Origin of the sequence: Streptomyces sp. Inha503 (assembly GCF_047215865.1) — a bacterium.
Taxonomy (GTDB): Bacteria; Actinomycetota; Actinomycetes; order Streptomycetales; family Streptomycetaceae; genus Streptomyces; species Streptomyces lycopersici.
The window spans coordinates 1,722,318-1,735,268 of the sequence record NZ_CP178360.1 but is presented as its reverse complement, the minus strand read 5'-3'; the positions used below and the strand labels follow the sequence as shown (position 1 = coordinate 1,735,268).

At 73.4% G+C, this 12,951-nt stretch carries 10 protein-coding genes and 3 pseudogenes; 5 read left to right on the top strand and 8 right to left on the bottom strand.

From position 1 onward, the window contains the following. Positions 1–59 precede the first annotated feature (59 nt). Positions 60–1,514, bottom strand: coding sequence for a serine hydrolase domain-containing protein (locus ACJX2R_RS07145; RefSeq protein WP_413099316.1), 1,455 nt, complete (start codon positions 1,512–1,514; stop codon positions 60–62). Between the two features lie 211 nt (positions 1,515–1,725). Between ACJX2R_RS07145 and ACJX2R_RS07140 the strand changes: the two genes are divergently transcribed. After that, positions 1,726–2,802: an enoyl-CoA hydratase/isomerase family protein gene (locus ACJX2R_RS07140; RefSeq protein WP_413099315.1), complete on the top strand. Its 1,077-nt coding sequence runs from the start codon at positions 1,726–1,728 to the stop codon at positions 2,800–2,802. A 97-nt stretch (positions 2,803–2,899) separates the two neighbouring features. After that, positions 2,900–2,983, top strand: a pseudogene (locus ACJX2R_RS07135) (30S ribosomal protein S18); the annotation flags it as partial. Positions 2,984–2,987: 4 nt separating this feature from the next. Here the strand turns inward: ACJX2R_RS07135 and ACJX2R_RS07130 are convergent. The 5 genes from ACJX2R_RS07130 to ACJX2R_RS07110 form a co-directional block, all read right to left on the bottom strand. Next, complete coding sequence (locus tag ACJX2R_RS07130; protein ID WP_413099314.1) at positions 2,988–4,382, bottom strand: MFS transporter; 1,395 nt, start codon at positions 4,380–4,382, stop codon at positions 2,988–2,990. A 112-nt stretch (positions 4,383–4,494) separates the two neighbouring features. Next, on the bottom strand, positions 4,495–6,012 hold the full coding sequence (locus tag ACJX2R_RS07125) for a mannitol dehydrogenase family protein (RefSeq protein ID WP_413099313.1): 1,518 nt from the start codon (positions 6,010–6,012) through the stop codon (positions 4,495–4,497). 5 nt (positions 6,013–6,017) lie between these two features. Then, a complete protein-coding gene (gene manD / locus ACJX2R_RS07120) occupies positions 6,018–7,223 on the bottom strand; it encodes a D-mannonate dehydratase ManD (protein ID WP_413105790.1) in 1,206 nt (401 codons plus the stop codon). A 14-nt stretch (positions 7,224–7,237) separates the two neighbouring features. Continuing rightward, on the bottom strand, positions 7,238–8,239 hold the full coding sequence (locus ACJX2R_RS07115; protein WP_413099312.1) for a 2-hydroxyacid dehydrogenase: 1,002 nt from the start codon (positions 8,237–8,239) through the stop codon (positions 7,238–7,240). After that, the gene (locus tag ACJX2R_RS07110; protein ID WP_413099311.1) at positions 8,236–9,285 is read right to left on the bottom strand and encodes a LacI family DNA-binding transcriptional regulator; all 1,050 of its coding nucleotides are present in this window, start codon (positions 9,283–9,285) and stop codon (positions 8,236–8,238) included. Before ACJX2R_RS07110 ends, ACJX2R_RS07115 begins: the two co-directional genes overlap by 4 nt. Positions 9,286–9,520: 235 nt before the next feature. Here ACJX2R_RS07110 and ACJX2R_RS07105 point away from each other — a divergent pair, with 235 nt between their 5' ends. Further along, entirely contained in the window at positions 9,521–10,534 is a 1,014-nt protein-coding gene (locus ACJX2R_RS07105; protein ID WP_413099310.1) for a cation diffusion facilitator family transporter, read from the top strand. A gap of 30 nt (positions 10,535–10,564) precedes the next feature. Here ACJX2R_RS07105 and ACJX2R_RS07100 read toward each other — a convergent pair whose 3' ends face one another. Then, a complete protein-coding gene (locus ACJX2R_RS07100; protein WP_164431515.1) occupies positions 10,565–10,924 on the bottom strand; it encodes an ArsR/SmtB family transcription factor in 360 nt (119 codons plus the stop codon). A 222-nt stretch (positions 10,925–11,146) separates the two neighbouring features. Here ACJX2R_RS07100 and ACJX2R_RS07095 point away from each other — a divergent pair, with 222 nt between their 5' ends. Then, positions 11,147–12,412 (top strand): APC family permease, encoded by a 1,266-nt coding sequence (locus ACJX2R_RS07095; protein WP_413099309.1) that lies wholly within the window; start codon positions 11,147–11,149, stop codon positions 12,410–12,412. Between the two features lie 53 nt (positions 12,413–12,465). After that, positions 12,466–12,748, top strand: a pseudogene (locus ACJX2R_RS07090) (carbamoyltransferase); the annotation flags it as partial. On the opposite strand, the pseudogene ACJX2R_RS07085 reads toward ACJX2R_RS07090, so the two are convergent. Then, positions 12,745–12,870, bottom strand: a pseudogene (locus ACJX2R_RS07085) (glycosyltransferase family 2 protein); the annotation flags it as partial. The pseudogenes ACJX2R_RS07090 and ACJX2R_RS07085 sit on opposite strands and share 4 nt — an antisense overlap. Positions 12,871–12,951 lie beyond the last annotated feature (81 nt).

The following is a 12,951-nucleotide window of genomic DNA, read 5'->3' as shown; positions in this document are numbered from 1 at the left end:
GGGCCAGGTCCGGGGGTGCCCCGGGCCGGGCCGTGCCTCGGTCAGACGGGCGGAACGCGTCAGCGCGGCCCCGGTGCGCGCATGGCGTGCAGCGGTCCGCGGTGCAGCGGCGTCGTGCGCCACCGCGCGGTGAAGACGCGGTCCGGGAGGGAGCAGGTGACCACCAGGTGGTGCGGGGTCTCCAGGAACGCGATGTCGACGGTCAGCGTGTCCGGGTCCGTCCAGCCCCCGCTCACCGCCGTCGGAACGGGCGCCTCCGGCCCGGCGTGCACCCGCCACCCCGCGCCGTCGAACCCCAGGTCCAGCCGGGACGCCCGCTCGGCCAGCGAGACGGCCCAGCCGCCGGAGCCGTCCTCGGCCACGGTGACCCCGGTCAGGGTCGGCTGGTCCGCGCAGACGCCGCCTTCGGGGGCGAACTCCGCACCCGACCAGGCGCCGGGGTCCGTGAGCGGTGCGGGCTTCGCTGCCAGCGGCGGCAGGGCGAGCCGGGACAGCCGCCGCTCCAGCGCGGCGTCCTCGTCCTCGCGGCCGGTGAGCGGGGCGTCACCGAACGCGGGCAGCAGCTGCTCCCAGACCGCGTCCAGGACGGCCTGCATCCGCTCGGTGTCCGCCGTCGTGGCGATCACCACATCGTGCTCGGGCAGCACCAGACAGAACTGCCCGTACGCCCCGTCGCCCCGGTACCCGTGCCGGGACATCCAGAACTGGAGCCCGTACCCCCGCCGCCAGTCCGGCCCCGAGCCACCCGCCATGGGCTCCTCGGTCGGGATCCACAGCCGGGTCGCGTCCTCGACCCAGGACGCCGGAAGCAGCCGCTCGCCCTCCCACTCACCGCCCCCCAGATACAGCAGCCCCAGCCGGGCGATCGCGTCGGTGGCCGCGAACAGCCCGCTGAAGCCGAGGTCGCGCCCGGCCGGCACCTGGAGCCAGGCCGTCTCGCCGATCCCCAGCGGATCGAACAGACGCGGCCGCAGATACTCCGTCAGCGACTGCCCGGTCACCCGCTGGACGATCGCGGCGAGCGTGTACGTGGCCGGCTGGTTGTACGCGAAGACGGTGCCCGGCGCGCGGTCCGGCGGCAGCCGCAGGAAGCCGCGCACGGGCTCCTCCGGGTCCAGCCCGAACGCCCGCTCCATCGTCTCCTCGAGGTGTCCGCTGGCCATGGACGCGACATGGCGTACGAGCATGGCGCGGCTGCCCGGGTCGGTGATCTCCGCCTCGAACTCCGGGAAGTACGAGATCACCGGAGCGTCGAGGTCCAGCAGCCCCTCGGCGGCGGCCAGCCCCGCCGCCGTGGAGGTGAAGCTCTTGCTGAGGGAGTAGAGCAGATGCGGCCGCTCGGCGGTGTACGGCGCCCACCAGCCGGAGGCGATCAGCCGGCCGTGGCGCAGGATCATCAGACTGTGCGGCTCGATGTCCGGCGCGCCCTCGACGGCGTCGAGGAAGGCGTGGACGCCCCGCGCGTCCACGCCCTCGGCGGCGGGGGTGCTGGTGGGCAGCGGATGAGCACTCATCAGAGGGGTCCTCATGGGGTCAGGGGTGGGCTGCGCCAACCCTCCCCGGCGGGGCGGCGGGTGTCCAGAGGGTTTTGTGCCGATCGGCCGGGCGGAGGGCGCGGCCGCGGCGGGCCGAGGGGTCGTTGAGAGGATCGGCGGTGACGGATCGGCGGTGACGGATCGCCGGTGATCCGCGAACGCACCAGACGACGGAAGGAACGAACACCTCGTGACCGACTCCGTGACCGATCGCGCGACCGACGACGACGCCGTGCTGACGCGCGTCGAGGGCCGCGCCGGACATCTCACCCTCAACCGGCCCCGTGCCCTGAACGCCCTCACCCATCCGATGGTGACCCGGATCGCCGAGACCCTCACCGCCTGGGAGCGGGACCCGGCCGTAGCGGCCGTGGTGATCGACGGGGCGGGGGAGCGCGGGCTGTGCGCGGGCGGCGACATCCGCCTGATCCACCAGGACGTGACCTCGGGCGGCGGCGCGGCCTCGCGGGCGTTCTGGCGCGACGAGTACACGCTCAACATCCGGATCGCTCGCTACCCCAAGCCCTATGTGGCCCTGATGGACGGCATCGTGATGGGCGGCGGCGTCGGGATCTCGGCACACGGCGGTGTGCGGATCGTCACCGAACGCTCCCGGGTGGCCATGCCCGAGACCACGATCGGCTTCGTACCGGACGTCGGCGGCACCCATCTGCTGGCCCGCGCACCGGGCGAACTGGGCACGCATCTGGCGCTCACGGGGGCGTCGGTGGGCGCCGCCGACGCCCTGCGCTGCGGGCTGGCCGACCATGTTGTCCCCTCCGGTCAGCTGCCCGCGCTGACCCGGGACCTGGCCGTGGAGCCGGTGGCGGACGTCCTGCCCCGGTACGCCGTCCAGGCCCCGGCCGGAACCCTGGACGGCCACCGGGAGTGGATCGACCAGTGCTATGCGGCGGACACCGTCGAGGAGATCGTGGACCGGTTGATGGCGGTCGGCGAACCGGCCGCCAAGGAGGCCGCCGAGACCCTCCTCGCCAAGTCGCCGACCGCGCTGAAGGTCACGCTGGCCGCCGTCCGCGGGGCCCGGACGCTGGGCTCGCTGGAGCGGGTCATGGAGCAGGAGTACCGCGTCTCCTGCGCGGCCCTGTCCCGCCCGGACCTCATCGAGGGCATCCGCGCCCAGGTGATCGACAAGGACCGCCGCCCCCGTTGGACCCCGGCGGCTCTCGCCGAGGTCACGGAGGCGGAGGTGGCCGGTTTCTTCGTGCCGCCCATCGACGGTGATCTTCGCCTCGGCGACGCACCGTAGCCGGACGCTCCGTCGGCGTCGACGGGCGGACCCTTGGCGTCGACGGGCGGACCCTTGGCGTCGACGGCTGAAATAGTGTGCCAAGCGTTGCTCTTCTGCCGGAGTGCGGCAGCAGCGCCAACTGGCCCGTGCGATCACGAACGCGCGGGGGATGGCGCTGCTGCCCTGCGGATCGCGCTAGGCGTTCACCGGCGCACCGGCTCGGTGGCGTCGGCCGCGGTGTTCAGATCGCGGTCGAGGGTTTCCGGGGACATCCGGGTGGCGACGAGGCTGACCGCCGTGACCAGCGACATATAGATGGCGACCGGTATCCAGGAGCCGGAGAACGAGGTGAGGAGCGCGCTACAGATCAGCGGTGCGACCCCGCCGCCGATCAGTGAGGAGAACTCCCGGCCCAGCGTGACGCCCGCGTAGCGGTAGCGCTTGCCGAACAGTTCGGGGAAGTAGCTCATCTGGACGCCGACCGAGCCGTGGCAGGCCAGGATGAAGCCGATGACGATGGCCACGGTGATGGCCACATGTGAGCCGGTGTTCAGCGCGATGAAGGTCGGGGCCGGCAGCAGCACCAGCGCGGCGGCGATGGTGGAGTACACCGGGCGCCGCCCGAGGCGGTCGGAGAGGGTGCCGAAGCAGATGGCCGCGAGACCGCCGCACAGGGCCCCGATCAGCAGCACCTGGGGGACGAAGTCCTTGTCGACGCCGACGCTGGACACCAGGTAGGAGGCCATGAACACCTGGTACGTGTAGGACTGGGTGCTGACGCCGAAGTTCATGAACAGCGCCAGCAGCATGGGCTTCCGGCCGTGCTGGAAGACCTCCTTCACCGGTGAGGCGGGCCGTTCCCGCTGCTCCTTGAGTTCGGTGAAGACCGGGCTCTCGTCGAGCTTGCGGCGCAGCACCAGGGCGATCACGGTCACGAGGAGGCTGCTGCCGAAGATCAGCCGCCAGCCCCAGCTCATCAGGGCGTCGTCGGGCAGGCGTTGGGCGAGGATCCAGGCCACCGCGCCCAGGGCGGTGCCCAGCGCGGCGCCGGTCATGACGAGGGAGGACAGTCTGCCGCGGCGCCCTGGGGCGGCGGTCTCGGTGAGCAGGGTGGCGCCGCCTGACTGCTCGGCCCCGGCCCCGAACCCCTGCCCCATGCGGCAGATGAGCAGCAGGATCGGGGCGAGCAGCCCCACCTCGTTGTAGGTGGGCAGCAGTCCGATGGCGAGGGTGGAGCCGCCCATCAGGAGCAGGGTCGCCACCAGTACCCACTTGCGGCCGAGGCGGTCGCCGTATCGGGAGAAGAAGAGCCCGCCGAGCGGGCGGGCGGCGAAGCCCACCGCGTAGGTGCTGAAGCTGGCCAGGATGCCCACGGACGGCGAGGCGTTGGGGAAGAACAGATCGCTGAAGATCAGCGCCGAGGCGGTGCCGTAGATGACGAAGTCGTACTGTTCGAGCGCGGTGCCGATGAGGCCGGCCAGGGCGGCGCGGCGCACCGCGCGGGGGTCGGCGGGTGGTTCGGCGGGGGTGGATGGGTCGGAGGGGGCGGTGGCCGGCGACGGGGGACGCGCCGTGGCGGGGGTGGGATTGCTGTCCATGATCCATGCCTCCTTGAACGGATCGACGCAGCGGAGCGGTGGAGGGGAGGGCGGGCGAAAGGGGACGGGGGAAGTGGAGAGATGGGGAGTGGGGGAGAAAGGGGGGACGGGGTCAGTGGTGGGCGGGGGTCCGGAGGGCCCCGGCGGCGTCGGCTGCCGCGGCGGCGGGGCCGTGGCGGACGATGAGGTCGATCAGCTCGGATACCCGGGCGGCGAAGTCCGGGTGGTCTCTCAGCCCGTCGCCGAGCAATCCGCTGTCCAGGACGGCTTCGACGAAGGGCGGCCCGGAGGCGGTGGCGCTCCGCGCGGCGATGGTGGCGAGCGGCTCCCGGGCGGGGTCCGCCATCGCGGTGGCGTGGGGGCCGGGGGAGAAGCCGGGGCGCGGTGCCACGCAGCACAGATAGGCGGCGACGGTGAGCGCCAGATGGTGGGGCATGCGTCCGGCCCGCAGGTGGAACAGGGCGGGTTCGGGGACCCGTTGGCGCAGTTTGACCGAGCCGTCGGAGCCGACCTGCCGGGTGCGGTGGCCCAGGGCGGTGTTGGCCCAGCGGTCGAAGAGCTGTCCGATGTAGTGGTCGGGGTTGATGTGTGTGGGCACGGTGAGGGTCGGCAGATAGTCGTCGTGGAGTACCGCGTGGGCGGCTTCGGCGATGAACGGCCGGGCGGTGGCATCCGGGATGGTCTCGCGTCCGTCCAGTGCGCCGAGGTAGGCGATGAGGGAGTGGGTGCCGTTGAGCAGGCGCAGCTTCAGCAGTTCGTAGGGTTCGACGTCGTCGGTGAAGAGTGCCCCGCCGGTTTCCCAGCGCGGGCGTCCGGCGGCGAAGCGGTCCTCCATGACCCACATGCTGAAGGGTTCGGCGGGCACGGGGACGGTGTCGCGTACGCCGAGGTGGGTGGCGACGGCGTCGCGGTAGGTGTCGGTGGTGGCGGGGACGATGCGGTCGACCATGGAGCTGGGGAAGGTCACCGCGGATTCCAGCCAGGGTGTGAGGTCGTCGCGTTCGGCCGCCGGGAGGGCCTGGGTGAACTCGTGGACGAGCCGCCTGGTCTGGGTGCCGTTGCCGACGAGGTTGTCGCAGCTGAGCACGGTGACGGGCCGGGCTCCGGTGCGCATGCGGCGCTGGAGGCCGCGGACGATCTGGCCGATGGTGGTCCGTGGTGGCGTGTGGCCGCGCAGGTCGGCCTGGACGGCGGGGGCGTCGAGGTCGAGGCCGCCGGTGCGCGGGGAGAAGGTGTAGCCGTGTTCGGTGACGGTCAGGGTGATGACGGCCGTGGCGGGGGCCGCGAGGGCGTCGAGGAGGTCGTCGGGCTGCTCGGTGGCCACCAGGGTGCCGGTGTGCACGGCGGGGACGGTGACGCGGGTGTCGTCGGGGGAGATCTCCACGACGGCGTAGGCCATCTCCTGGTCGCGCATGGCCCGCGCCACGGTGGCGGAGTGGCTGGCCACGCCGAGGATGCCCCAGGGGCCGTCGGTGTGGCGCAGGGCGGCGGCGGTGTGGACGGCCTGGTGGGCGCGGTGGAAGTTGCCGAGGCCCAGGTGGACGATGCCGGTTTCGGTGGGTGGGTGGGGGAGGGTGAGGGCGGCGGCGGGGGTGGTGGCGCGGCGGAGCCGGGGGAGGGGGTGGGGCATCGGTGTCACCAGTCCGTCATCGAGCCGTCGAGCCGTCGCGCGACCGGCAGACAGGCGGGTTCGTAGGGGTGGCGGGCGGCGAGTTCCTCGTCGATGTCGACGCCGATGCCGGGTGCGTCGCCGGGGTGGAGGTGGCCGTCGGCGTAGGACCAGGCGTGCCGGAACACCTCGTGGACCAGGGGTTCGTAGCCCATGTACTCCTGGATGGCGAAGTTGGGGGTGGCCAGGCCGAGGTGGAGTGAGGCGCCGAGGGCGACGGGTGAGATGTCCGAGGGGCCGTGTGGTCCGAGCCGTACCTGCCAGAGGTCGGCGAGGGTGGCGATGCGGCGCAGATGGCTGATGCCTCCGGCGTGGCTCACACAGGTGCGGATGAAGTCGATCAGTTGCTCGGTGATCAGTGTCTGGCACTCCCAGACGGTGTTGAACACCTCGCCGATGGCCAGTGGGACGGTGGTGTGGTGGCGGATGTGCCGCAGTACCTCCTGGTTCTCGGCGGGGGTGACGTCCTCCAGCCAGAAGAGGTCCGCCGGTTCCAGGGCGCGGCCGAGCCGGGCGGCCTCGCCTGGGGTGAGCCGGTGGTGGGTGTCGTGGAGGAGCTTCAGCTCGGGGCCCACGTGTTCGCGGATCCGGGTGAGGACGTGGGGGATGTGGCGGAGGTAGGCGTCGGTGTCCCAGGTCTCCTCGACGGGGGCGGCGCCCCGGCCGGCCGGTTCGTATCCGGTGCCGCTTCTGCTGACGCCGTAGACCATCTCCAGGCCGGGGACGCCGCTTTGGGCCCGTACGGCGCGGAAGCCGCGGTCCCGCCGTGCCTCGATGGACTCCAGCAGTTGGGGGAGGTCCCAGCCGGTGGCGTGGGTGTAGGCGAGGATCCGGTCGCGGACCGCGCCGCCCAGCAGCTGGTAGACGGGCTGTCCGGTGGTCTTGCCCTTGATGTCCCAGAGCGCGATGTCCACCGCGCCGATGGCGGTCATGGTCACCGGTCCGCGCCGCCAGTAGGCGCCGCGGTAGAGGTACTGCCAGGTGTCCTCGACGCGGGCCGGGTCGCGGCCGATCAGGAGGGGTGCGAGGTGGTCGCGGAGGTAGGAGGCGACGGCGAGTTCGCGGCCGTTGAGGGTGGCGTCGCCCCAGCCGGTGACGCCGTCCGCGGTGGTGATCTTGAGGAGGACGAAGTTGCGGCCCGGGCTGGTGACCAGGACGTCGACGGCGGTGATGGTGTCGTTCGTCGTCACGGGGCCACCGCCACCACGTTGCGGAGCGGTTCGCCCGCGGCGAGCCGTCGGATGTTGGCGGTGATGTCGGCGGTGCGGTGGACGAAGGTCTGGCGGGTGAGGCCCGAGGAGTGTGGGGTCATCAGCACGTTGTCCAGCGTGTCGAAGGGGTGGTTGCCGGGGGCGGCGGTGTGTCCGTCGGCCGGGTAGCGGTACCAGACGTCGATCGCGGCGCCGCCGATGGTGTGGTCGCTCAGCGCCTCGTACAGCGCGTCCTCGTCCACGACGGGGCCACGGCCGACGTTGACCAGGACCGCGTCCGGGCGCATCCGGGACAGCTCGGCCGCGCCGATCAGCCCGGTGGTGTCCTCGGTGAGTGGCACGGACACCACCACGGCGTGGCAGCTCTCCAGCAGGGCGTCGAGGTCCTTGACGGTCCCGGCCCACAGCAGTCCGTGGGCCGCCGCGTCCACTTTCCCGCTCCGGGTGACGGCGACGCCCCGCGCGCCGAACGCCTGGAACAGCCGCCAGCAGCGGGCCCCGATGTGGCCGAAGCCGATGAACCCGACGGTGGCGGCGGTCAGGTCCTCCGCCCAGGGGGCCCGTGGGTCATGGGCGGGGGAGTCCCAGTGTGCTTCCCGGCGCAGCGCGGTGTGCTGGCGCAGAAAGCCACGGCGCATCAGGATCGTGGCGGACAGGGTGTATTCGGCGATGGCGTTCTCGTGGTGGAAGGTGTTGGCCACCTGGGTGCCCGGCGCCAGCGCGGCGATGTCGATGTTGTCCGTCCCGGCGCCGGCGGCGTGGACCAGCCGGAGCCGGGTGGCGGCCGCGGCCATGGCGGCGGTGCACCGGCCCGAGACGAGGACGTCCGCGTCCGCCACGGCGGCTTCGACCGCCTCGGTGTGCCGGGGGTCGGGCCAGTGGACGACCGTGCCGTGGGGGAGGGCGGCCTCGAACTCGGCGCGCAGCGGGGCGAGATTGGGGTCGGCGACCACCACGGTCAGGGGGTCGGCGGTCATGAGGGGTCCTTGGTGGCGGGGATGGTGGGGGTGGCGGGCGTGCTGGGGGCGGTGGTCGTGGCGGGGCCGGTGGAGTCGCGCACGATGAGCTGCGTGGGCAGCCGGTGGGTACGCGGGATCTGCCGTTCGCCCGCGAGGACCTGCCCCAGCATTTGCAGGCTGAGCGCCCCGGCACGGGCCATCGGCACGGCGACGCTGGTCAGGGACGGCTGGGAGACCTCGGCGAAGGGGATGTCGTCGAACCCGATGACGCTGAGGTCCCCGGGCACGCTCAGCCCCAGCGCCCGGGCGCCGGTCAGCACGCCGAACGCCATCAGGTCGTTGTGGGCGATGACGGCGGAGGCGCCCGAGGCCATGACGCTCGCGGCGGCGGCGGTGCCGCCCGCCACCGTCTCGGACTGCCAGCCCAGCAACTCCAGCTCCAGCCCGGCCCGTTCGGTCTCGGCGCGGACGAGGTCCACGCGGTGGGCGTTGGACCAGGAGCGCCGCATGCCCTGGACGTAGGCGATCCGCCGGTGTCCCAGGGCGGCGAGGTACTCCACGGCCTGGCGCATGCCGTGGGCGGCGTCGGCGAGCACACAGTCGGTGCCGGACGTTTCGCGGTTGACCAGCACGGCGGGGGTGCGGTCGCAGATGTCGAGCACATCGTCCGCGTCGAGCCGGGGAGAGCACACGACCAGGCCGTCCGCCCGCTCCTTGAGGTGTGCGAGGATCTCGCGCTCACGGTCCGGGTCGAGGTCGGTGTCGGCGAGGACGACGGTCTGCCTGCGGTGCCGGCACTCGCCCTGTGCGGCCTTGACGAAGGCCCCGAAGACGGGGTTGGCGATATCGGGGACGACGAGCGCGACGGTGGCGGTCTCGGCTCGGGCCGCGGTGGCGCTCTCGGCGGTGCGCGCCACGGGTGGTTCGTACCCCAGCTCCTGCGCGACGGTCAGGATCTTGCGCAGGGTCTGGGGGCCGAGCCGGCCGGGGTCGCTGAACGCCCGGGACGCCGTGGACAGTGCCACATTGGCGCCCTTGGCGACATCGGTCAGGGTGGGGGCCATGGCAGCCCGTTACCGGTGTGACGAGGTGGGGTGGATGAACGGCATGTGGCATGGTCTTCACCGTTGCGCAACCTTGTCAATGCTTGCCAAAACATTGGCAAGACCGGTCGGCACCGAGGTCTTCCATGGTCGGGAGAGGTCTTTCGCGTGTTCGGAGAGGCCTCTTTCGTGGTCCGGCGGAGTCTTCTCCGGCTCAACGGGTGCATGCGTGCGCGTGTATGCACATAATGGCGGTATGGAGTCGCATCACCATGGACACCGGCACCACCACCGCTGGCACCAGCTCGCGCATCTGCTGAAACCGCACTCCCACGAGTCGGCCCAGAAGGTCGACTCCGCGCTGGAGTCCTCGGCGGAGGGCATGCGCGCCCTATGGCTCTCCCTCGCCGTCCTGGGCGCCACCGCGGTCCTCCAGGCCGCGGTCGTCGTGCTCTCCGGCTCGGTGGCGCTGCTGGGCGACACCGTCCACAACGCCGCCGACGCGCTGACCGCGCTGCCGCTCGGCGTGGCGTTCGTCCTGGGGCGCCGCGCGGCGAACCGCCGGTTCACCTACGGCTACGGCCGGGCCGAGGACCTGGCCGGGATCGTCATCGTCCTGACCATCGCCGCCTCGGCGGCCCTGGCCGCGTACGAGGCCGTGGAGCGGCTGCTGCACCCGCGCGCCATGTCCCACCCGGGGGTCGTCGCGGTCGCGGCGGTCCTCGGCTTCATCGGCAACGAATGGGTGGCCCGGCACCGGATCCGGGTCGGGCGGCGGATCGGCTCGGCGGCCCTGGTCGCCGACGGGCTGCACGCCCGCACCGACGGCTTCACCTCCCTGGCGGTGCTGCTGGGCGCGGGCGGCGCGGCCCTCGGCTGGCAGCGCGCGGACCCGATCGTCGGCCTGGCCATCACCGCCGCCATCCTGCTCGTCCTCAAGGACGCGGCCCGCGAGGTGTTCCGGCGGCTGATGGACTCCGTCGACCCGGCGGTGATCGACGCGGGCGAGGCCGCCCTGCGGGAGGTCCCCGGAGTGCTCGGCGTGACCGAGCTCCGGATGCGCTGGATCGGCCACCGGCTGCGCGCCGAGGTCACGGTCGAGGTGGACGGCGGCCTGGATCTGCGGGCGGCGCACGATGTGGCGGTCGGGGCCGAACACGCCCTCCGTCACGCGGTGCCCCGGCTGACCGCCGCCCTGGTGCACACCGATCCGGCCCCCGCGCCGGGCGCGGAGGACCCGCATCGGCTGCTGGCCCACCACGCCGTGTGAGGAGGTCCCGTCGGCGTCCTCTGCCGAGGCTCAGTCGTGCGGCGGGGCCCCGGTGACCATGTGGTCCGCGTGGTTGACGGCCTCGGTGACCAGCCGGCGCAGATGGCCGTCGTGGAGGGAGTACACCGAGCGGCGGCCCTCCTTGCGCACCTGGACCAGCCCGGCCAGCCGGAGCTTGGCCAGATGCTGGCTCACCGCCGGGCGGGCCGCCCCGCTGGCCTCGGTAAGGGTGTTGACATCGGCCTCGCCCCGGGCGAGGGACCACACCAGATGCAGCCGGGTCGGGTCGGACAGCAGCGAGAAGACATTGGCGGCCGTGGCGAACTGCGCCGCGCCGCTGGGATGCGTATGCGACCGGGTCGCAGTTGAGGAGGGTTCGCTGACCGGCATGTCCCCATCGTAGAGCGGCGGGCGGCGGGCGGACCCCGCTTGGGCCCGCACGGTGTCGAGAGGGCGGGCCCTGGCCGGTGGCCGAAACCCGGCACCATACTGAAGCACATGCGCTACGCCCTCGCCCGCCAACTCCCGCCGCCGCGCGCCCTCGGGCCGGTCAGCGGCCCGCGCCCGCGCCGCCGGACCGGGTGCAGCCACGACACGGACCGGGGCTGAGCGATGGGGGACACGGTGAACACCCCTGCCGGACCGGGGGAGTTGCGGCGGCGCCTGGGCGTCTTCGACGCGGTCGTGGTCGGCCTGGGGTCGATGATCGGCGCGGGCATCTTCGGGGCGCTGGGGCCCGCGGCGCGGGAGGCGGGGACGGGGCTGCTGCTCGGCCTGGTGGCCGCCGGGCTGGTGGCGTACTGCAACGCCACCTCCTCCGCGCGGCTGGCCGCCCGCTACCCGCGGTCCGGTGGCACCTATGTCTACGGCCGTGAGCGGCTGGGCGACTTCTGGGGGTATCTGGCCGGCTGGGCGTTCGTGGTCGGCAAGACCGCCTCCTGCGCGGCGATGGCCCTGACCGTCGGCTCCTATGTCTGGCCCGCCCAGGCACACGCGGTGGCGGTGGCGGCCGTGGTGGCGCTGACGGCGGTCAACTACGTGGGCGTGCACAAGGCCGCCTGGCTGACCCGGGCGATCGTGGCCGTCGTGCTCGCGGTCCTGGCCGCCGTGGTCGTGGCCCTCCTCACCTCCGGGGATGCGGCCGCCGCACGGCTGGAGATCGGCGGCGACGCCACCCTCGGCGGGGTGCTGCGCGCGGGCGGCCTGCTGTTCTTCGCCTTCGCCGGATACGCCCGTATCGCCACCCTCGGCGAGGAGGTCCGCGACCCGGCGCGCACCATCCCCCGCGCCATCCCCCTCGCGCTCGGCATCGCCCTGGCCGTCTACGCGGCGGTCGCGGTCGCCACGCTGACCGTGCTGGGCAGTGGCGGGCTGGGCGCGGCGGGCGCCCCGCTGGCCGACGCCGTGCGTGCCGCCGGGCTCCCGGGGCTGTCGCCGGTGGTGCGGGCGGGCGCCGCGGTGGCCGCGCTGGGGTCGCTGCTCGCGCTCATCCTGGGCGTCTCCCGGACCACCCTGGCCATGGCCCGCGACCGGCACCTTCCGCCCGCGCTGGCCGCCGTGCACCCCCGGTTCGCGGTGCCGCACCGCGCCGAGCTGGCCGTGGGCGCGGTGGTGGCGGTCCTGGCGGCGACGGCGGATCTGCGCGGCGCCATCGGGTTCTCCTCGTTCGGGGTGCTGGCCTACTACGCCGTCGCCAACGCCTCCGCCTGGACCCTCACCCCGGCCGAGGGCCGTCCACCGCGGATCGTGCCGGGGCTCGGCCTGGCCGGCTGTCTGCTGCTCGCCTTCGCCCTGCCGGTCTCCTCGGTGGTCTCCGGTGCGGCGGTGCTGGCACTGGGGGCCGCGGCCTACGGGGTGCGGCGCGCGACGGCCGCGTAGACGTACGGCAACCCGTGTCAGCCGGGCCCCGGACACGGGCGCCCTTACGGAACCCCCGGATGCTGGACGAGCTGCGGCGGTATGTGTACGCCACCGGCGACGGCGGTTTCCACGCCACCGGGGTGCCCTGGGCCGAGCTGTGCCCCCCGCTGCGCCCCGGCCGGGCGTGGTCGCAGCCGCATGCCGATCTCGCGGCGAGCGCCCAGGCGTGTCTGGAGGAGACGCTGCTGGACCTGGTGCGCCGGCTGCACGGGCGCACCCATGACCGGGTGCTGACCCTGGCCGGGGGAGTGCGTGGCCAACTCCCGTATCGCCCGCGAGGGGCCTTATCGCCGGGCCACCGCCTCCGCCGTGCCGTCCGTGGAGCCGTTGTCGGTGACGATCACGGGCGGCCGCTCGGGCAGTTCGGCCAGCCGGTCCAGGGTGTGCAGCAGCTCGTCCCGCCGGTCGCGGGTGATGACGACGACCGTCGTGGCGTCCGTCGGCGGTCCCTGGGCCCTGGCTCTGGCTCTGGCCCAGGTCCCGGTCCCGGCCCAGGC

Coding starts and splice junctions, on each gene's coding strand:
- ACJX2R_RS07110 (WP_413099311.1), bottom strand. CDS start 9,285: ATGGCCCCCACCCTGACCGATGTCGCCAAGGGCGCCAATGTGGCACTG.
- ACJX2R_RS07105 (WP_413099310.1), top strand. CDS start 9,521: ATGGAGTCGCATCACCATGGACACCGGCACCACCACCGCTGGCACCAG.
- ACJX2R_RS07125 (WP_413099313.1), bottom strand. CDS start 6,012: ATGCCCCACCCCCTCCCCCGGCTCCGCCGCGCCACCACCCCCGCCGCC.
- ACJX2R_RS07095 (WP_413099309.1), top strand. CDS start 11,147: ATGGGGGACACGGTGAACACCCCTGCCGGACCGGGGGAGTTGCGGCGG.
- ACJX2R_RS07145 (WP_413099316.1), bottom strand. CDS start 1,514: ATGAGTGCTCATCCGCTGCCCACCAGCACCCCCGCCGCCGAGGGCGTG.
- ACJX2R_RS07115 (WP_413099312.1), bottom strand. CDS start 8,239: ATGACCGCCGACCCCCTGACCGTGGTGGTCGCCGACCCCAATCTCGCC.
- ACJX2R_RS07100 (WP_164431515.1), bottom strand. CDS start 10,924: ATGCCGGTCAGCGAACCCTCCTCAACTGCGACCCGGTCGCATACGCAT.
- ACJX2R_RS07130 (WP_413099314.1), bottom strand. CDS start 4,382: ATGGACAGCAATCCCACCCCCGCCACGGCGCGTCCCCCGTCGCCGGCC.